The organism is Frankia sp. CgKIO3 (assembly GCF_977946435.1).
Genome location: NZ_CDWTMO010000075.1, coordinates 1 through 19,004, shown reverse-complemented (window position 1 = coordinate 19,004; position 19,004 = coordinate 1). Strand labels below are relative to the sequence as shown.

Annotated in this window: 14 protein-coding genes and 2 pseudogenes; 15 read left to right on the top strand and 1 reads right to left on the bottom strand. The window is 69.5% G+C overall.

Translation table 11 applies throughout. The annotated features are described in order from the left end of the window. Positions 1-89: 89 nt before the first annotated feature. The 3 genes and pseudogenes from AC08OJ_RS10605 to AC08OJ_RS10595 all read left to right on the top strand — a co-directional run bounded on the left by AC08OJ_RS10605 (position 90) and on the right by AC08OJ_RS10595 (position 3,723). Positions 90-1,276, top strand: a pseudogene (locus AC08OJ_RS10605) (DUF222 domain-containing protein). Then, entirely contained in the window at positions 1,239-1,532 is a 294-nt protein-coding gene (locus tag AC08OJ_RS10600; protein ID WP_476592654.1) for an HNH endonuclease signature motif containing protein, read from the top strand. Before AC08OJ_RS10605 ends, AC08OJ_RS10600 begins: the two are co-directional and overlap by 38 nt. A 244-nt stretch (positions 1,533-1,776) precedes the next feature. Beyond that, positions 1,777-3,723 (top strand): DUF7800 domain-containing protein, encoded by a 1,947-nt coding sequence (locus AC08OJ_RS10595; protein ID WP_476595645.1) that lies wholly within the window; start codon positions 1,777-1,779, stop codon positions 3,721-3,723. A gap of 77 nt (positions 3,724-3,800) precedes the next feature. Here the strand turns inward: AC08OJ_RS10595 and AC08OJ_RS10590 are convergent, their stop codons facing one another. After that, on the bottom strand, positions 3,801-5,171 hold the full coding sequence (locus AC08OJ_RS10590; protein WP_476595644.1) for an ABC transporter substrate-binding protein: 1,371 nt from the start codon (positions 5,169-5,171) through the stop codon (positions 3,801-3,803). 513 nt (positions 5,172-5,684) lie between these two features. Between AC08OJ_RS10590 and AC08OJ_RS10585 the strand changes: the two genes are divergently transcribed. From AC08OJ_RS10585 to AC08OJ_RS10530, 12 genes and pseudogenes are all read left to right on the top strand, one after another. Further along, positions 5,685-8,426: a nitrate- and nitrite sensing domain-containing protein gene (locus tag AC08OJ_RS10585; protein WP_476595643.1), complete on the top strand. Its 2,742-nt coding sequence runs from the start codon at positions 5,685-5,687 to the stop codon at positions 8,424-8,426. Positions 8,427-8,581: 155 nt separating this feature from the next. Then, a complete protein-coding gene (locus AC08OJ_RS10580; RefSeq protein WP_476592645.1) occupies positions 8,582-8,986 on the top strand; it encodes a roadblock/LC7 domain-containing protein in 405 nt (134 codons plus the stop codon). Positions 8,987-9,052: 66 nt separating this feature from the next. Next, positions 9,053-9,412, top strand: a complete 360-nt coding sequence (locus AC08OJ_RS10575) for a DUF742 domain-containing protein (protein ID WP_462187236.1) — start codon at positions 9,053-9,055, stop codon at positions 9,410-9,412. A gap of 117 nt (positions 9,413-9,529) precedes the next feature. Then, entirely contained in the window at positions 9,530-10,459 is a 930-nt protein-coding gene (locus AC08OJ_RS10570; RefSeq protein ID WP_476592646.1) for a proline dehydrogenase family protein, read from the top strand. Positions 10,460-10,545: 86 nt separating this feature from the next. Further along, positions 10,546-12,297 (top strand): L-glutamate gamma-semialdehyde dehydrogenase, encoded by a 1,752-nt coding sequence (pruA, locus tag AC08OJ_RS10565; protein WP_476592647.1) that lies wholly within the window; start codon positions 10,546-10,548, stop codon positions 12,295-12,297. 228 nt (positions 12,298-12,525) lie between these two features. Next, a complete protein-coding gene (locus tag AC08OJ_RS10560) occupies positions 12,526-12,654 on the top strand; it encodes a hypothetical protein (RefSeq protein WP_476595642.1) in 129 nt (42 codons plus the stop codon). Between the two features lie 51 nt (positions 12,655-12,705). Beyond that, positions 12,706-13,284, top strand: a complete 579-nt coding sequence (locus tag AC08OJ_RS10555; protein WP_476595641.1) for a DUF5134 domain-containing protein — start codon at positions 12,706-12,708, stop codon at positions 13,282-13,284. Between the two features lie 89 nt (positions 13,285-13,373). Further along, positions 13,374-14,058, top strand: a pseudogene (locus AC08OJ_RS10550) (AIM24 family protein). 384 nt (positions 14,059-14,442) lie between these two features. Continuing rightward, positions 14,443-14,922, top strand: a complete 480-nt coding sequence (gene bfr, locus AC08OJ_RS10545; protein WP_476592651.1) for a bacterioferritin — start codon at positions 14,443-14,445, stop codon at positions 14,920-14,922. A 387-nt stretch (positions 14,923-15,309) separates the two neighbouring features. After that, on the top strand, positions 15,310-15,921 hold the full coding sequence (locus AC08OJ_RS10540) for a superoxide dismutase (RefSeq protein ID WP_462187230.1): 612 nt from the start codon (positions 15,310-15,312) through the stop codon (positions 15,919-15,921). Between the two features lie 960 nt (positions 15,922-16,881). Continuing rightward, a complete protein-coding gene (locus tag AC08OJ_RS10535) occupies positions 16,882-17,643 on the top strand; it encodes an alpha/beta hydrolase (RefSeq protein WP_476595640.1) in 762 nt (253 codons plus the stop codon). Between the two features lie 239 nt (positions 17,644-17,882). After that, positions 17,883-18,971: an aminoglycoside phosphotransferase family protein gene (locus AC08OJ_RS10530; RefSeq protein ID WP_476595639.1), complete on the top strand. Its 1,089-nt coding sequence runs from the start codon at positions 17,883-17,885 to the stop codon at positions 18,969-18,971. The last annotated feature ends 33 nt before the right edge of the window (positions 18,972-19,004 follow it).

Sequence of the window (19,004 nt, the reverse complement as noted above, 5' to 3'; positions counted from 1 at the left end):
TGCGGAAGACAAGCCTAGGACCACAGCACCTAGTTACGGTAATCGAACATGAGTTCGACATTGGGGGTTGTGTGATCTACACTTGATCCATGACCATCACTGCCGGCCCGGCCCTCGGGCAGCATCTGGTGCTGTTGGGTTTGGCGGTAGTGGCCGAGCAGGTCGGCGGCCTGTTGGACGCGCCGGTGTGGTCGTTGTCGGATGCCGAGTTGTACGGCGCCCTGGACGACTGTTCGGTGGAGCTGGCCCGCCTGGCCGCGGTGCGGCTCGCGCTGGTGCGGGAGGCCCACGGCCGGAACCTGGCCGTGCGGGAGGGGGCTACCAGCACCGCGGCGCTGCTGCGGGAACGGCTGCGGATCCGGCCGGGGGATGCCCAACGCCTGGTCGATCTGGCCCTGGCCGTGGACGGACCGCTGAGTGCCACCGGTGCGGCCCTGGCCGCCGGCGCGATCACGGTCGAGCAGGCGGTCGAGGTCCGCACGACGATCCGTTCCCTCCCCCGCGACCTGGACGCGCAGGTGTACACGGCGGCGGAGGCATCCCTGCTGGAGCTGGCCCGGATGTTCGACCCCCGCGAACTGGCCCGTCTTGGCCGGCACCTGCGGGAACAACTCACCCGGATCGACACCAGCCCCGGCGGCGATGACCCCGCCAACACCGGCAGCCAGAACGGCGACCGTGAGGGCGCCGACTCCGGCACGTCTCCCGGCCCCGCAGGGGGCCCGGCCGGCGATGACAACCAGAACCCGGGCAACGGCAACCAGGATTCGGGCGACGCCCCCGGGGATCGGCGCGGCCTGTGGATCATCGATCTGCCCGGGGGCACCACCCGTATCACCGGCGAACTCGACGCCGAAGCCGCCGCGCTCCTACGCAGCGCACTCGACCCGCTGGCCAAACCCCGTCCCGCCGACGACGGCACCCCGACCCCCGCACACCTGCACAGCGCCGCGCCGACGCCCTCGTCGACCTCCTTCACCGCACCCTCACCACCGCAGCTCTGCCCGTCACCGGCGGCGTGCGCCCTCACCTCACCGTCACCGTCCCCTGGACGGCACTACTCGGCCAGGGAGGTACGCCCGCCACCACCAGCTGGGGTCAACCTCTGCCGGCCAGTGTCCTGCGCCGCCTGGCCTGTGACGCCCACGGTCACCCGCGTCGTCTTCGATGCGGCGAGCGTCCCCCTCGACGTCGGACGGGCCCACCGCACCGCACCCGCGGACCTACGCCGCGCCGTCATCGCCCGAGACGTCTGCTGTTCATTCCCGGGGTGTGATCGGCCGCCGTCATGGTGCGAAGTTCACCACGTTCGTCATTGGATAGACGGTGGAAGAACCTCACTCGACAATCTGGTACTGCTGTGTGGATATCATCATAGGCTCATCCACCACCACGGCTGGATCGTCCGAATCGGCCACGATCGCCGGCCCGAATTCATCCCCCTGCCCTGGGTCGACTCCGACCAGACACCCCGACGCAACCCCTACAGCCGACATACCTCCGATCTCCTCCGTGCGGCAACAGTTGGATAGACCGGCTCCTAGCTGAAGGAAGGAAGGCCCGAGTTTGAAGGCCCAGCTCAAAAATCTCCAGAATATCTTCGCTCGCGCTGCCGTGAACAGCGCTACACGACGAGCCTGTCGTCCGACTTCCTGGAGTGGCTCGCGTGGCGCCGTCGCCTGAAGGCGATCAGCCGAGTGTGGTCGTTAAGTAACACGCTATCCATGCCGTGCGATAGCCGGACGTGCGTTCGTCTCGTTGGACGAGAGTGGGCGAATGACTCGTTTGCTCCTCGGCCCCATCCACCGGCACACCGAGGCAACGCGTGTCACCTTGTGGATGGAGGTCGACGCTGCTTGTGATGTCGAGGTCCGGGTCCCGCGTGGCGCACTCGCACGTGCGACGTTCGACCCGCCGGCTGGGCAGGCCCGTACCTTCGAGGTGGCCGGGCACCACTACGCAGTCGTCGTGGTCGAAGGCCTGACGCCGGGAGAGCCGGTTCCCTACGAGGTGTGGTTGACGGACGAGGTGTGGTTGACGGGTCCCGGGCCCGGAGGGCCGGCGGTCGGGTCCGAGCCGCCCACCGACGGCGCGGTGCGGGTCTGGCCGGAGCCGGGCAGGCCGCCGAGCCTGCTGCGTCCCGTCAAGGACGAGGGGCCCCTGCGGCTGGTCTTCGGCTCCTGCCGGGTGACCGCGCCGCAGGAGCAGCCGTACACCCTGAACGCCGATCAGGACAGCCGTGGACTCGGCACGGATGCGCTGCACGCCCTCGCCCTGGAACTGCCCGCGCACGACCCCGCCTCCTGGCCGGATGTCCTGCTTCTGCTCGGTGACCAGGTCTATGCCGATCATGTCTCCTCGCAGACGGCGGCGCGGATTCGTGACCGGCGGGATGTCACCGTCCCGCCGGGGGAGGAGATCGCCGACTTCGAGGAGTACACCTGGCTGTACCAGGAGGCGTGGTCGCAGACGGACATCCGCTGGTTACTGTCAACGGTCCCGACGGCGATGATCTTTGACGATCATGATGTGCGAGACGACTGGAACATCTCCGCGGCATGGCGTACGGAGATTAGGGCCGCGCCGTGGTGGGACGCACGCGTCACCGGCGGGATCATGGCCTACTGGCTCTACCAGCACCTCGGTAACCTGGTCCCGGCCGTCCGGGAGTGTGATCCGGTGTTCCGGGCCGTGGTCGAGGCGGGAACCCCCGCAGTGCCCGAGGGCGGGGCCGCCCCGGCTAGCGTGGCCGGCAGCGTGGCGGAGCAGGTGCTGCGTGCGTTCGCCCGACGGGCTGACGAGGCGGCAGACCACCCCGACGTGACCGCGGGGCGAACTGCCGCGGCCGATGGCCGGGTCGGTCCCCGTGCCGTCGCCCAGCCTGAGGGTGCCCAGCCTGAGGGCCACGGCGAACCGGCAGGCCGGGCGGTGCGATGGAGTTTCCGATGGGACCTCGGTCGGACCCGGCTGATCGTGATCGACTCCCGGTGTGCACGGGTGGTGTCCCCCGACGGTTCGCGGGCGATGATCGACGCCGTCGAGTGGGAGTGGGTGCGGGAACAGACCCTGCACGACGGCGAGGTGGATCACCTGTTGCTCGGCACCTCCGTCCCGTTCCTGCTGACACCGACGATCCACAACGTCGAGGCGGCCAGCGAGCTGATTGCGGGCGGGCGGTGGGGCCGACGGGCCGCGGCCGTGGCCGAGCGGGTCCGCCAGGCCCTCGACCTCGAACACTGGTCGGCCTTCGGCTCCTCCTTCGCCGCGATGGCGGAGCTGCTTCGGTCTATCTCGGCGGGGGAACGCGGTCCGGCGCCGGCCAGCGTGATCGTGCTGTCCGGTGACGTGCACCACGCCTATCTGGCCCGTGCCGACTTCCCGGCGCAGTCCGACCTCACCGCCGCGGCCACGGCGCCGAGCCCAGTGTGGCAGGCGGTGTGCTCGCCGTTCCGCAACCCGCTCGGTCCGGCGATCCGGCGGGTCGACGCGATCTCCCGGCGCGCTCCGCTAGCCGCATTCTCCGCGGCCTTCGCCCGCCTTGCCGGGGTGCGGGGCCGGTCCATCCGGTGGACGGTCACCCACGGACCCTGGTTCGACAGTCAGCTCGCCGTCCTCGAGCTCGACGGACGCGCGGCCCGGTTCCGGCTGGAGAAGACCGAGCCGGACGGCACCCCCGGCGGCCTCGATCCGGTGCTGGTGGCGGATCTCGCGCCGGCGAGGTGATCCGTGGACGGGCCGGGCGGAGAACGATCCGCGTACCTACTCGTTCCGTATACCTACTTGATATACCTACTTGATACCTACTCGTTCCGTGTCCTGGTCCTGGTCCCTGGCGTCGACTGTGACGCCGATGTCGCCCCCGATGACGGATGTCCGACAGTCGTCACGGCCGTCCCCGGTGCGGGCCACCTGACCGTCGTCGTGGCCAGGTCGCGGGGGTAGACGGTTCTGAACGTCGTACCGGTGGCCTGTTCGATCGCTGTTGCGGAAAGTGTGTTCTGGTGGGTTCCGTCGAAATGGACGCCGTTCCACGGCATGATGGTCGAACTCGCGGGTAGATTCAGGGCGGTCAACGCGGAGCGGACCAGTTCACGATCCGCACTGCCCGCGTCGTCGATTGCCTGCGCGATCGTGGTCACGGCGGTGAAGGCCTCGGCCGCATCCTCGGTCATCGGCGCCCCGAAATCGTGCAGATAGCGGTCGATTACTCTCGCGGCCAGCGGATTGGCCCGGGCGATGGGCATCGACCAGGCGACCTGACGGCTGACCCGATCGGCGAACTCGGGAACCGCGGCGAGTCGGGCGGCCTCCGCCGGGTCGCCGTACACGACAACCGCGGGTGGTATGTACCCACCATCCCGGAAAGTGTTTCCCAGAATTTCGCCCTGGCTGGGAGAAATATTCGTCAGTACAACGTCGGGTGCAGCGGTTCGCAAGGCGCCGACGGCGGCGGCCAGATCGCCGGTACCCGGCTGGCCGGTACCCGGCTGGTAGGCCACGCTCGCCACGACCGGGTAACCGGTCTCCTCGGCGAACTCTGCCACAGTCGCCTGCATATCGAGGCCGGTGGCGTCGTTGGTGTAAAGCCGGGCGACGCGTCGGCGCTCCTGGCCCGGCTGCTCGGCGTCACGCAGCAGGGACAGGAAGGTGCCGCCGTAGTCGGCCGCGTCGGGTCCGATCCGGAAGAACCAGCTCAGCCCACGTTCGGTCAGCGCCGTCAGCGGCGGGCCTCCGTTGACGAACGGGATCTGCAGGCGTTCGGCCCGCTGGCTGGCTTCCAGGGTGGCGTCCGGGGTGAACGCGCCGACGATGCCCACGACACCGTGGTTGGTCATTAAGCGTGACGTGACGTCCGCGGCCTGGCGCGGATCGCTGCTTGTGTCCAATGTCACAACAGAAAGCTGGGTCCGGCCGGATGGCCCCCAGGCACCTCTGGTCTCGTCGCCCGTCCAGCTTTCGCCGGCGTTGATGAGACGGCTGGCGAGCTCTGCTCCGCGTTGTGCGTCACGCCCCGTTTCGGGATTGCCCTGGGTCAGGGGGGCGAGCAGTCCGATCTTGACCTCGCCGGAAACTCGGGCCGGCTCGGCTTTGCCACCGCCATCGCAGGCGGCCAGCGCGACTACGGAGAGAAGCGCAAGGCCCGCGACCGTGCTTCGAAACCCGTGGATCATCGCGCTCCCCGCATGCCCGGCTCGGTGAGGAGCGAAAGCTGGCAGTGGCCAGGGGCGACACTAGTTGTTTGTCGGGCAACAACCGCAGCCGGGCTGCCCGGCAGCGCGGGTGATTGACGGGGCCGATCGTCAGGCGACCCCACCGGCGGCGGCATCGGGCGCCCACATGGCCTTTGCAGGCCAAGGCATAGTCTTTGCCGGCCGGGGCCGGGGCCGGGACTGGCCTGGCGGGACAGTTCCAGAGGGCGATCCGAGAGGGCGAGAGGTACGGATCTCGTGGTCCAGCCGGGAAGAAGGCGGGTCGCGACGGATGACCCGCCGGGGTCCTCTGTCGAGGGCCGGCATCGTGGCGCGGGCACACCCGGGGACCGGGAGCAGCTATCCCCGGTGCGGCGTCGGCGGCACTCGGCGGGGGCCTCGACCGCTACGGCTCCGACCGCCGCCGCGGCCATGACCGGGGCGGGGGAGTTCCGATCGCGTCCGTGGCGGCGGCCGCGCCTGCACGACCTCCCCGTGCGCGGGAAGCTCTTCGCGGCGTTGGCGGTGTCCATGGCGGCCTTCCTGGCGGTGGCGATTCTCGCCGGCGTGACCTGGCTGTCCGACGCCGCCAGCTACGGTCACGGGGTGACCGCGGCGGAACTCGGCCGGGACGTGACCGCGGCGGTGCACGAGATGCAGCTCGAGCGGGATCTCGCCGCGGGCTTCATCATGAGTGGGCGTGGCGCCAACCCGACCAGCAGGGCGCTGGCCGACCGGCTGAACACCGAGCAGCGTGTTGTGGACAAGGCGCTGACCCGTTTCCAGGCCTCGCTAAGGTCCTCCTCCGGCTGTCTCGGCCGAGGGGCCTCCCCGCTGTCCGCGCAGGTGCGGCAGAGCATCGCCGCACTGCCCGCGCTGCGCCAGGCCGTCCGGGGCGGGAAGCTGCCCATCGGCGCGATCCTGAGCGAGTACTCGACCACGATCAGCCGCCTGCTCGCCTTCGACCGCCGGATCGGGCAGGACAGGAACGACGACGAGCTCCGCTACTCCACCATGGTCCTCAATGACCTGTCGACCATCAAGGAGATCAACTCCCAGATCCGCGGTCAGCTCTACGCCACGGCACTCACCGGCCGGTTCGAGTTCGGCGCCGCCGAACGGATGTCCGGTCTCCTCGCCGAGGAACAGACGGCCGAGGACGCGTTCCGCGCCGCAGCCCGCCCCAGCGACCGGATCCGCTACGATCAGATCGTCAACGGTCAGGCGCTGCTGACGGTCAAGCGCACCCCCGACCGTGCCGTCCAGCGTCAGCGACTGCCCGACCTCGGCATCGATCCCGACCAGTGGTTCGCGGCCAGCACCACCCACATCGAGCTGCTGCGCACCGTCGAGACCGGACTGCTCGACAACGTCATCGGGTCCGCGAGCGAGCTGCGCTCCACCGCCTGGGAGCGGACCGCCATCCTCGGCGCGCTGATTATCACTATCATGGTCGGTGCGATCGTGTGGACGCTGGCGATCGCGCGCACGATGACCGGCCCCCTGCGCAGACTGCGGACGGGCGCCCTCGACGTCGCCCACGAGCGCCTTCCCCACCTGATCGAGCAGCTGCAAACCGCGTACCCGGACCAGGTCGACACGACGATCCGGTCCATCGCCATCGCCATCGACTCCCGTGACGAGATCGGCGAGGTCGCGCGCACCTTCGACGAGCTGCAGCACGAGGCGGTGCGGCTGGCTACCGAACAGGCCGGCCTGCGGCGCAACGTCAACACCCTGTTCCTGAGCCTGTCCCGGCGCAGCCAGAGCCTCATCGAACGGCAGATCGCGCTCATCGACCGGCTGGAGGCCACCGAGGAGAACCCCCTCCAGCTGGAGAACCTGTTCAAGCTTGACCACCTGGCGACCCGGATGCGCCGCAACAGCGAGAACCTGCTCGTGCTCGCGGGGGCTGGACCGGGCCGGCGCCGGGCGGGTCCGGTACCGCTGGGTGACGTGCTGCAGGCCGCGATCGGCGAGATCGAGCAGTACGAACGGATCCAGATCATCGAGGTGCCGGAGGTGCAGGTTGCCGCCGACTCCGTCAACCACGTCGTCCACCTCGTCGCCGAGCTACTGGAGAACGCCGCCCAGTTCTCCCCGCCATACCTCGCGGTCGACCTCGCCGCGTCCCGCCTCGACGACGGCAGACTGCTCATCATCATCATCGACGACGCCGGCCTCGGGATGTCGGAGAAGGAGCTGACCGCAGCCAACCAGCGGCTGGCCGAGCCTCCGGTGTTCGACTTCTCGATCGCCCAACGCCTCGGCCTGTTCGTCGTGGCCCGCCTGGCCGCGCGGCACGACATCGCGGTGCGGCTGGCACGCTCGGATACCGGCGGGGTTTGCGCGCTCGTCCATCTGCCTGCCGTGCTGTTCGTCGCGGGCATCCCGCCTCGTGGCACCGCGCCTCGTGGCAACGGCCTAGCGGCTCCCGGTGCGACGGGCCTGAACGGTCACGGTCCTACAGGTCCTACCGGTTCTGCGGGTCCTACCGGTTCTGTGGGTCCTGTGGGTCCTGCGGGGCCTGCGGGGTCGCTCGGCGGTCCCGATACGCTGCCGGCCGGTCTCGGCTCCTACACCTCCTACACACCGACCGAGGAGTGGTTCCGGCCGCGCGGTGTCGATCTTGGCGTCGTCGACGAGCTCGCCGACGACGCCGACTCGTCCACCGTGGCCGAGGCCGGTGGCGGGTCGCGTCTGGGCGCCGCCACGGGATCGGAGGGCGGGGCCGTCCTGCCTCCGATCGAGGAGGCGGTGGCCGCGCTCCGTCGTCGGCGCGAGCGTGGGGCGGACAGAAGGATGCGCGCCGCCGCGGCGCGGCCGCCCGAGCCCTCCGAGCCCTCCGAGGAGAAGTTCAACTGGTTCACGCGAGATCCGGCACCGTCGCGTTCCGCGGTGCGCATCCCACCCGCGTCCCTCGAGCCACCCGCGGCCGGTGGGGCGGCGCGGTCGGGCGGGGCGGTAACCGTCGGTGGGGTATCGGGCTCGGGCGAAGCGGCGGTGAGTGACCATCCCCCCATCGGGCCAGATGGTCCCAGGACCCCCTCCGGGCTGCCGATCCGCGCCCCGCAGACCCACGGGCTCCTCGGTCCGGACCCGTTGGGCACGCCCCCGTCCAGGTCCGCGACCGCTCGCCCCCCGATGCCGGCCCCGACCTTTTCGGCTCGGCAGCGGCGCTCACGCCGGCCCCGGAACAGCAGACGGTGGCGCCCGAACGGATCCGCGGCCGCCTGAGCCGACTGTACGAAGGCGTTCACCATGCTCGTGGTGTCAAGGGAGACCCCTGACGAGCCTGGCAGCGACGGATGACCATCCGCATCCCTCCTGCCTGCGCGCGGACACCGCACTCCCTGATTCGCACCCCCTGATTCGCATAGTCTGGAGGACGCGTGACCCGCGCGGATCCCGAGAATCCCTCGCTCGACTGGCTCATCAACAACTTCGTCGACTTCGTGCCCGGTGTGGCCAATGCGATCGTCGCGTCCTCGGACGGGCATCTTCTCGCCGTCTGCACTGGTTTCCCGCGTGAGCGGGCGGAACGGCTGAGTTCCCTCGCGTCCGGTCTGTTCAGCCTGACCTTGGCCGCCGCCGACTTCGTGGACGGCGGCCACGTCACCCAGACCATCGTCGAGATGGCCCAGGGCTCGCTGCTGCTCATGGCCGTCGGGGAGGGGTCCTATCTGGCCGTGCTCGCCACCAACACCTGCGATATCGGGCTCGTAGGGTACGAGATGACGGTGCTCGTCGCCCGGACCCGGGAGGCGCTCACCCCGGCCCGCCGCGAAAATGTGTGACCAGGTGCCCACCAAGTGACATCCCCCATGACCCCATACCCCATGACCAGGTGACCAGGTGATCACGTGAACGGGGACGCGGTGGAGCCGTCGGGCGAGCTCGTGCGGCCGTACACGGCGACCCGCGGCCGGGCGCGCCCGTCCCGTCTGCTGGCGCTCGAGGCCATGGTGACCACGACACCGCTCGGCCGCGGGCGGCTGCCGGTCCTGCTTCTCGAACAGAAGTCGATCGTCGCGATGTGCGTGCAGCCTCAGTCGGTGATCGAGATCGCGGCCGAACTGCGTTTGCCTGTGGGCGTAGTCCGCGTGCTCGTCGCCGACGCGGCGGCGGACCGCCTGGTGGAGATCTCCCAGCTCACCATGCCGACGGGAGCCCCGCAGCTCGAGTTGCTCGACCGGGTACTCGCCGGCCTGCGTCGCCTTTGAGCCGGCGCGCTCTGAGCCGGCGCGGCATTCCGCGCCGCTAGGCTGGACAGAGCATCGAGCTTACGTGAAGCTTCGGATCACGCTTATTCTGTCACGTCGCCTCAGGGGACGATCGATATGATCCAAAAGCTGATGCCTCCCGTGTCCCGCCATCCGCTCACCCGCGCGCTCGTCACACGTACCCCCCTTGCCCGGGGGATCATCGATCGCTTTGTCGCCGGCCCGTCCGACGCGGACGCGGTCGCCGCGGTAGCCGGACTTGCGGACCTCGGCCTCCTGGCGACGGTGGATCTGCTCGGTGAGGACATCACCCGTGCGGAGGACGCGGCCCACACCCTGCTGGCCTACCTCGGGCTGCTCGACCTCGCCGACCGCGCGGGGATCGCCGCCGGTCTCGACGTCTCGGTGAAGCTGTCTGCGCTCGGTCAGGCCGTGCCCCGCGACGGCCGCAAGCTGTCGTACGAGAACGCCGCCGAGATCTGCGCGCGGGCAGCGGCGGCGAACGCGACGGTCACCCTGGACATGGAGGATCACACCACCACGGACTCGACGTTGGACACCCTGGTGGAGCTGCGTCGGGACTTCCCCTCCGTCGGCGCCGTCCTGCAGGCGCAGCTTCTGCGCACCGAGACGGACTGCCGTGACCTCGCCACCGCCGGGTCACGGGTGCGGCTGTGCAAGGGCGCCTACCGCGAACCGCCCGCCGTAGCCCACCAGGGACGTCCGGCTGTCGCCGCCGCGTACGCCCGCTGTCTGGGAATCTTGCTCACCGGATCGGGCTATCCCATGATTGCCACTCACGACCCCGCCCTCCTGAACCTCGCCGGCCGGTTCGCCGAGCACGTGGGACGCCTGCCCGCGACCTTCGAATACCAGTTGCTGTACGGGGTACGCCCGGTCGAGCAGTGGCGGTTGGCGTCGACCGGGGCCACGGTGCGGGTGTATGTGCCCTACGGGGCGGACTGCGTGCCGTACCTGACCCGGCGGCTGGTGGAGAGACCCACGAACCTGCTGCTCGCCGCTCGCGCGCTCCGGAGTCGGGCCTGAGATGCGGTGGGCCTGAGATGCGGGCCGGCTGAGACGCGGGCAGGCTGGACGGGGGACGGAGCGTGCGGCGGGACGAAGCAGAGCGCGTGGCGACCGGACCGGTGACGGTTCCGGTCGCGCGTAACGAACCGGTCCGTTCCTACGCCCCGGGTAGCCCGGAACGTGCTAGTCTGCGGCGGGCCCTGCTCCGGCTGGGCGGTGAGCATATCGAGCTGACCAACACGATCGGGGGACACCAGCATCTCGGCGGCGGCCCGGCCCGCGACGTCGTGCAGCCTCATGCATACCGGCGGGTGCTCGGAACGCTGCGAGAGAGCACCCACGCGGACGCGGCCGAGGCGGTCGCCGCGGCGAAGAAGGCCGCCCCCGGCTGGCGGGATCTGGGTTTCGCGGGACGGGCCGCGGTGCTCCTGCGCGCCGCGGAGGCCCTCTCCGGCCCATGGCGGGACACGTTGAACGCGGCCACCATGCTGGGCCAGTCGAAGACCTGCCAACAGGCGGAGATCGACGCCGTCTGCGAACTGATCGACTTCTGGCGGTTCAACGTGATGTTCGCCGCCGAGTTGCTGGCCGACGTGCCGGCCAGCGGGGCCGGGGAATGGAACCGGCTGGATCTGCGTCCGCTGGAGGGATTCGTCTACGCGGTCAGCCCGTTCAACTTCACCGCCATCGCCGGGAACCTGGCGACCGCGCCGGCGTTGATGGGGAACACCGTCGTCTGGAAGCCGGCTCCCACGCAGGCGTTTGCCGCGCATTTCCTGATGCGGCTGCTGGAATCGGCGGGGTTGCCGCCCGGCGTCATCAACCTCGTCGGCGGTTCGGGTGAACCGGTCAGCGACGTGGTGTTCTCCGCCCCGGATCTGGCCGGCGTTCATTTCACCGGCTCTCCCGCCGTCTTCGCCCGGCTGTGGCGGGCGGTCGGCGAGAACCTGGACGGCTACCGTTCCTATCCGCGGATCGTCGGGGAGACCGGTGGCAAGGACTTCGTGGTGGCGCATTCCTCGGCCGACGTTGACGTGCTGCGTACCGCGCTGCTGCGGGGGTCCTTCGAGTACAGCGGCCAGAAATGCTCGGCGGCCTCCCGGGCGTACCTGCCCGCAAGCCTGTGGCGGCGCCTGGACGCCGAACTCGCCGCCGCGACCGAGGCACTGTCGGTGGGGGACGTCAGCGACTTCGACCATTTCACCGGTGCGGTCATCGATGCGCGCGCCTACGATCGCCTGGCCGCCGCATGCACCCGTGCTGCCAGCGATTCGACCGTCACCGTTCTCGCCGGGGCACAGTGCGACGACGCTGTCGGCTGGTTCGTCCGGCCGACGGTGCTGCTCGGCACCGATCCCGGGCGGGAGTGGTTCACCCGCGAGCTGTTCGGCCCGATCCTGTCGGTTCACGTCTACGACGACAACCGGCCGGGGGCCTGGGACGACGTGCTGACACTGATCGACCGGACCTCGTCCTACGCGCTCACCGGTGCCGTCGTCGCGACCGACCGCTCGGCGATCGCCCGCGCCGAACACGTGCTGCGCTTCGCGGCCGGCAACTTCTACATCAATGACAAGCCGACCGGGGCCGTGGTCGGCCGGCAGCCGTTCGGCGGCGCTCGCCGTTCCGGCACCAACGACAAGGCCGGTTCCGCGCAGAACCTGCTGCGCTGGATCAGCCCACGGGTGATCAAGGAGAATCTCGCTCCGCCTGCCGACCACGTGTATCCCTACATGGGGCCCGGGGCCTTTGGCGTGACCGGCGACCGTGCGTCCGGTGGCGCGTCCGGTGGTGTCGTGGGTGGGCTGCCGGACGACTCCGCCGGGGGTCCCCCGGCCCCTGACCGCGCGCCCTGACTGCGGGCGCCCTGACTGCGCCCCGTGTCCGTGCCCCCGGAATCCGGTAAACGCGCAGACGTTTCCCTAAGAGGATCTTAGACTGATATTCCTGATTGGTCCGCTACCCCGGGAGACGGCATGTCCGGATCTACTCGCGAACGTCACATTTTGACCTTTTGCGGAAAATGCAACTGTGGTTGCCCGGAGCTCTTCGTCGACCACGAGGCTCCGGCGGAGCGGCGCATCGTGCTGACCGATGACTTCGGCCAGCGGATCCAGATGAGTGTCGAACAGCTCCAGGCCATCGTCGACGAGGCCCGTGCCGGCAGCATCACCGCACTGGTCGACGCCGAACTCGCCCTGGGCGTGAGCTGACGTGCGACGTGCCGTAACTGGACGGGAGCCTGGACGGGAACCCGCGGATCGGTGACACACCACCACCCGGCAGCGGCGTACGCACTGGCCCCACCACAGGCGGTGGCCGTCGTTGCCGCGGTCGCCTGCGCGTTGCTGGCGATGTTCCACGCCGGACGTCTCGCCGGCGCGCTTGTGCGAGCCCGGCGGAGGGCCGTGTACCCACCGGCCGAGATTGGGCACACGGTGGTGGCCGCGGGAATGGTCGTCATGTTCGTCGGCCCACGCTGGATGACGTCGTCGGTGGTGTTCGCCGTCGCTTATCTGGCGCTGGCCGGCGTCTTCTTCCTTCTTGTCCTGACGGACCCGACCTGCGAGCCGTCGCGGTGGTCCTGCTGCTCGATGCTCGTCATCGAGGGGTTGGCGATGGCGTACATGGCCCGAGCGGACAGGTGGCCGGTCGGTGATTCGACCGGTCTGACGAATCTGACCGACTGGTTCGCGGTGATCTTCGCTGTGGCGGTGCTGGCTGCTATCGGTGGCCCGCTGGTCCGCAGGGTCAGACCGGGCTGGGCGACCCACACGCCGCCGGTGACATCGGCCACGTCCCGACTGGTCATGGCCGGCGCGATGCAGCTGATGCTGCTCTGACGGGCGGGTGCCGGTCTACCCGCCATACTCCCGTCGGTATTCCCACCGGTGTGGCCCGAACGGGTGTGGATGGGCGTTGAATCGAGGCCATGAGCCAGCCACTCGCGACCTTCGCGGGGGGCCCCGCCGCGGGCCCCCCGTTCGCCTTGGAAGAGGGCGATCGCATGCTGCGGGTACGCCTCGACGGCGGCGAGATGTACGCCAAACAGGGAGCCATGGTGGCCTATCGCGGCCGCGTCGACTTCGCCTACAAGGGCCAGGGAGTCGGTGGATTCCTGCGGCGGGCGGTTACCGGTGAGGGCCAGGACCTGATGAGGGTCGCCGGCCACGGAAGCGTCTGGTTCGCCGAGTCCGGAAGCCACATCTCGGTCTTCACGCTCGACAACGACAGCCTGACGGTCAACGGCCGCAGCCTGCTCGCGCTGGAGTCCGGCATCCGCTACAAGGTCACCACGACGTCCGGTGGCATCGGCGCCATGATCGCCGGTGGGATCTTCAACACCGAGGTTTCCGGCAGCGGCGGCGTCGCCGTGCTGTGCCTGGGCGCTCCCCTGGTGTTGTCGACGGACGAGCCGGTCTGCGTCGACCGGGATGCCGCGGTCGCCTGGACAGCGGGCATACGTACCCGGGTGGTCTCCTCGTTCAAGATAGGCAACCTCATGGGGCGTAGCTCGGGGGAGCTCGCGCAGATCGAGTACTCCGGCCGGGGGGGGATTCGTCGTCGTCCAATGTGGTGAGACGCCGGCCGCCGGGACCGCCACCGATCGCCACTGAACCGACTGCCGGAAGCGTGCCGGCAGGGGCTCGCCGGGCCGGCACGAAGTCGTCGCGGGGAAATGACGCCATGATTATGACGGTCCGTCGCACGCTTCCCGCGCGCTTCCTCCGTGCGGGATTTCTACCTTACAGTAAACCTTACCTGCATTTACGTTCAGGCGGATGTGAGGGGTGTGGGTTCAGGTTCGCTGCGAAATCCGTATCCGTGTGATGTGCTGTCCGCTGGAGGTTCCGCCTGTCGGCTCGCGCGGACCGTCGGAGGTCATCGCCGCTGGTTGAGGCGCCACGGCGGGTCGATCAAGCGGTGCGGGACGGGGCACTCCCTCGGTATGATGACGAGCGGCGTCCGGCCGGCGATGTCCGACAGGAGGTGGAGGTCATATGGTGACGCGTGGTGACGTGGAAATCATCGAAATTCTGAACAGTGTGCTGACGAACGAGCTCACGACCATCAACCAGTACTTTCTGCACAGTCGTATGCAACGTAACTGGGGATATCGGCGGATCGCCGAGCACTATTATCACGAGTCGATCGACGAGATGAAGCACGCGGATCAGCTCATCGAGCGGGTGCTGTATCTCGGCGGTCTGCCGAACCTGCAGCGTCTGCACACGCTGCGTATCGGGGAGACGGTGCCCGAGCAGCTCGAGGTGGACCGGTCCGGGGAGTTCGAGACGGTTGACCTGCTGCGCCGGGGGGTCGCACTCTGCCGGGAGCGGGGCGACGTCGGATCGGCCGTGCTCCTCGAGCGGATCCTCGTCTCCGAGGAGGAGCACATCGACTGGCTCGACGCCCAGCTGGAGCTGATCTCCCAGCTTGGTGCGGCCCATTACCTCGCCCAACAGATCCATGAGGAGTAGCGGAAGGTAATGGGCGGTGGCGAGGAATGGCGGAGTAATCCCGTTTTCGTTTCCTCGCCGTTACGCACTGTTGTTGGCGCTGCGAACGGGTCGATCCTTTGAGTGTCATGGTGTCGGGTCTCGCCATGCAAGCCCCATCCGACTGGCGATAGTGTCCAGTCGGGGGATCGCGCGGAGGATTGCAGCAGCGAAGCCGACCGTCCACAGGGTGCCGTCGAGGCGGTGCCGCGGGAGAGGAGGGGGAGGGCCGATGAGCATCGCCGGGTCCTATCCGCCCCCTCCGCTCCGGGTGGCCGCCGGCTCCACCGCACCGCCCATCTGACCTCCGAGAGCTCCGCACGGGACTCCTCGGATGAATTCCTTATGAATGGAAAGGATCGTGCGCTAGTGGCGACGTACACGCTGCCGGACCTGAACTACGACTACGGTGCTCTGGAACCGTCCATTATCGGGCAGATAGTCGAACTGCACCACGACAAGCACCACGCGACCTACGTCAAGGGTGCCAATGACACTCTTGAGAAGATCGCCGAAGCGCGCGACAAGGGCGACTTCGGTGCCATCGTGGGCCTGGAGAAGACGCTCGCCTTCAACCTTTCCGGGCATATTCTCCACTCGATCTACTGGGAGAACCTCTCGCCGGACGGCGGGGACAAGCCGGACGGTGCGCTCGGTGAGGCCATCGCCGCCGACTTCGGTTCCTTCGACGCCTTCAAGGCGCAACTGAACGCGGTGACCACCACGGTGCAGGGCTCCGGGTGGGGCGTCCTGGCCTACGACGCCACCGCGCAGCGTCTGCTCATCGAGCAGGTGTACGACCACCAGAGCAACGTCGGCGTGGGCAACACCCCGCTGCTCGTGTTCGACGCCTGGGAGCATGCCTGGTACCTGCAGTACAAGAACGTCAAGGTCGACTACGTGGCGGCCCTGTGGAACGTCGTCAACTGGGCCGACGTGGCTGCCCGTTTCGTGAAGGCCAAGGGCGCGGCGGCGGCCTGACCGTGGTGCGGGTTGGTTCCCCGACGCACAGGACCGTGCCCGGAGAACCGAAATAGTTGATCATTAAACGTGCACGAACAATGTGCGCGGATCATGACAAGGGCAGCGCCTCCGGCGGTGCCCTTGTCGTCATTTTCCGGTGTTTCGGGGCGGGGTCCACGAGGTCCGGTCACCGGCTTCGCGGCCGGCTTCCCGGCTGGCCTTGCCGCCGGTCTGGCCGACCGGACACCTTTCGGTCGACGTCACGTCAGCGTCGGGCCGGCGCGTCGTGGAGTGATATACGACACACCGTGAACGGCTTGACGGCTTCCCTTCTCGCTACGCAGGGTAGTAGACATGTTCGTGGACGTGCTCCGGCCCGATCGACGCCAGTCCGAGATCCTCCCGTCGCCGTCGTCCTGGCGACGTTGTCGCTGATCTGCCGGCGGCCCCGAGCCGAGCGATCCGTCCCGGCCGCGGGCGGCCAGCGGTCCGGCATCCTCCGCCTCCCGGTGGGCTCCTGACGTTCGCCGGCAGGCGACGTGCGGCAGGTGGTCGTTTCCCAGGGGCCGGCTCCCGAGACCGACCGCAGCGGTACCGCCGTCGAAGAACCACCCGTCGCCGCTGCTGGTCACCCCGTACGACTCGCGAGCACGGCCGCCGCGATGTCCAGGCCGCCGTTGTCCTCGCCTCGTGGCGGGCGGCAGCCGCGTGTTACTCCGGTCGCCGGGCCGTCGGACCGATCATCGGCGGGCCGGACACCTTCCCTCTCCTACTCTTCAAGCCCTCTCCGAGTCTTCAAGCCCTTTCCTAGTCTTCAAGCCCTTTCCTGGTCTCCGAGGCGAGATCAACGATTGATGTCGCCTCGACGCCGCGCCCGCGGCACGTCCGGCCCGCCTGCCGCGACGATCCGTTCCGTCCGAAGGAGATCTGGCGCCGATGCCGTCGCCGACCACTCAGTTGTCCGTCGATGATCTACGGATGGCCTCGCCCACCTCGTCCGCGGCGGGCAGGCAGTCCCGCGCCCGCGCCATCGTCGGTCCGCAGCGGGGCAGCTCCGTCGCGCCAACCGCAGGCAGGCCGGCCGCGACACCCACCGCACCCACCGTCTCTCCGGCGTCGATCGTCTCTCCGGCCTCCACTGCCGTCCCGGCCGCGATCCCGGTTCCGTTGACGCGTCGGCTCCCGGCGCCCTCTCCCGCCTCCGGCGGGGCACCCGGGGAATATGTGCGCGCGGTGGTCGCGGTGCTGCTCGGGCGCGGTGAGCAGGCCGGCCCGTTCCACCTTCTCGCCGATCGGCTCGCGCTGGACGGCTACCTGGTGACCGTCGTTCCCGACGGTGGCCGCCGGGTGCCCGCGGTGGCCGAGAACCGGGTGCCGGGCGTCCCGTTCGTCCTCCTCGGTTCCGACACGGGGGCCCTCGCGGCGCTGGCGATGGCCGCCTCCCCTGCGGTACGCCCCGACGGTGTGATCCTGGTCGGCCTGCCGCTCCTGCAGGTTCCCGTCGCGGGGGTGGCCATCGAGGAACCGTTGCCGCGTGCCCTGCCCGACCTCCCGATCCTGCTCATCCACGGTGCGCAGGACAAGGTCAGCCCGCTACCCCTGATCCGGATGACGACGCGCACCGCGTCCCGGGCGGAGCTCGTGGTCGTCCCGGGCGGCCACGATGTGCTGACGGGTCCGGGGCGTCGCAGCGTCGCCGCGCGGACCCTGCTCTTCCTGGAGTCCCTCCGCGAGGCCTGACCCCCGGCGAGCCTGCCGGCCCGGAGCCGGCAGCGGGTCGCGATCGTCGCCGCCCGCATACTCGGCACGGCCGTTCGGCCCACTCGGTGAGGGCCGAACGGCCATCCGGGCGTGACATCCGGCGGATCGGCTGGTCCGTCCCGGCAGGGCACCGTTGACGACACCGCCGCCGGACCCCTGCGGGTCCTGGCCAACCGTCGTCTACTCCCTGTTACTCTCCGTTCCCTCCGGGAGAGATCATGTTCGCCGCAGAGGTTCTGACCGCTGAGACCGCTCTGACCCCTCCCGCTCCGCCGAGTTTCCTCGGCGGGCCAACCCCCACGCTGCACACCGTGGAGACGACGACCGCGCTGCTGTTCTTCGTGGGCGAGCGGGTCTACAAGATGCCCAAACCCGTCGTGGCCGGATCCGTGGACCTGCGACGGCGGCAGGCGCGGGAAGAGGCCTGCCAGACCGAGGTGGCCCTCAACCGGCGGCTGGCGCCGGACGTGTACCTCGCCGTCGCGGACGTCCGCGACGAGGCCGACCTCCTGCGCGATCACATGGTCGTCATGCGTCGGCTGCCCGTCGCGCGCCGCCTGACGACGCTGGTCGAGCGGGGTGGGTGGGTTGATCCACAGCTGCGTGACCTCGCGCGCCGACTCGCGGCGTTCCACGAGAGCTGCGAGACCTCGGCCCGGATCGGTGCGGCGGGCAGCCTGGCGGCTATGCAGGCTCGCTGGCTGGACCTGCTGCGCGCCGTCGCGCCGTTTCGCGGCGAGGTCCTGGCCGCCGATGTCGTCGACGAGATCGAGCGACTCGCGCTGTGCTACCTCGCCGGGCGGGCTCCGCTGCTGGCTGAGCGGCGGCGGGCCGGCCGGATCCGGGACGGTCACGGCGATCTCATCGCCGACCACGTCTTCTGCCTGTCCGACGGCGTACGGGTGATCGACTGCCTGGCGTCCGACCGGCAGGGCCGGATCGGTGACGTGTTGGCCGACGCCGCGTGCCTCGCGATGGACCTGGAGCGGCTCGGCGCGCCGGACGAGGCGCGCCGGTTCCCGGCCTGGTACCGGGAGTTCTCCGCCGAGACGCATCCGGTGTCGCTGGACCATCACTCTACATTGCCTACCAGGCGGTCGTCCACGCCAAGATCGCCTGTCTGCGGCACAACCAGGGTGAGCCGGGCGCCGCCGAGCAGGCGGCGCGGTTGGCCGCGATCGCCCTCGACCACCTGCGCCGCGGCCGCGTCCGCCTCGTCCTTGAGGGGTCGATCAGCGACGAGCAGGCCATCGCCGTCTCCCGGCCCGCCGAGGATGTGGATGGCGTGGGCGTGGGCGTGGGCGTAGGTGTGGGCATGGGCGTGGGGGTAGGCGTGGAGG

Coding starts and splice junctions, on each gene's coding strand:
- AC08OJ_RS10530 (WP_476595639.1), top strand. CDS start 17,883: ATGTTCGCCGCAGAGGTTCTGACCGCTGAGACCGCTCTGACCCCTCCC.
- AC08OJ_RS10535 (WP_476595640.1), top strand. CDS start 16,882: ATGGCCTCGCCCACCTCGTCCGCGGCGGGCAGGCAGTCCCGCGCCCGC.
- AC08OJ_RS10570 (WP_476592646.1), top strand. CDS start 9,530: ATGATCCAAAAGCTGATGCCTCCCGTGTCCCGCCATCCGCTCACCCGC.
- AC08OJ_RS10590 (WP_476595644.1), bottom strand. CDS start 5,171: ATGATCCACGGGTTTCGAAGCACGGTCGCGGGCCTTGCGCTTCTCTCC.
- AC08OJ_RS10595 (WP_476595645.1), top strand. CDS start 1,777: ATGACTCGTTTGCTCCTCGGCCCCATCCACCGGCACACCGAGGCAACG.
- bfr (WP_476592651.1), top strand. CDS start 14,443: ATGGTGACGCGTGGTGACGTGGAAATCATCGAAATTCTGAACAGTGTG.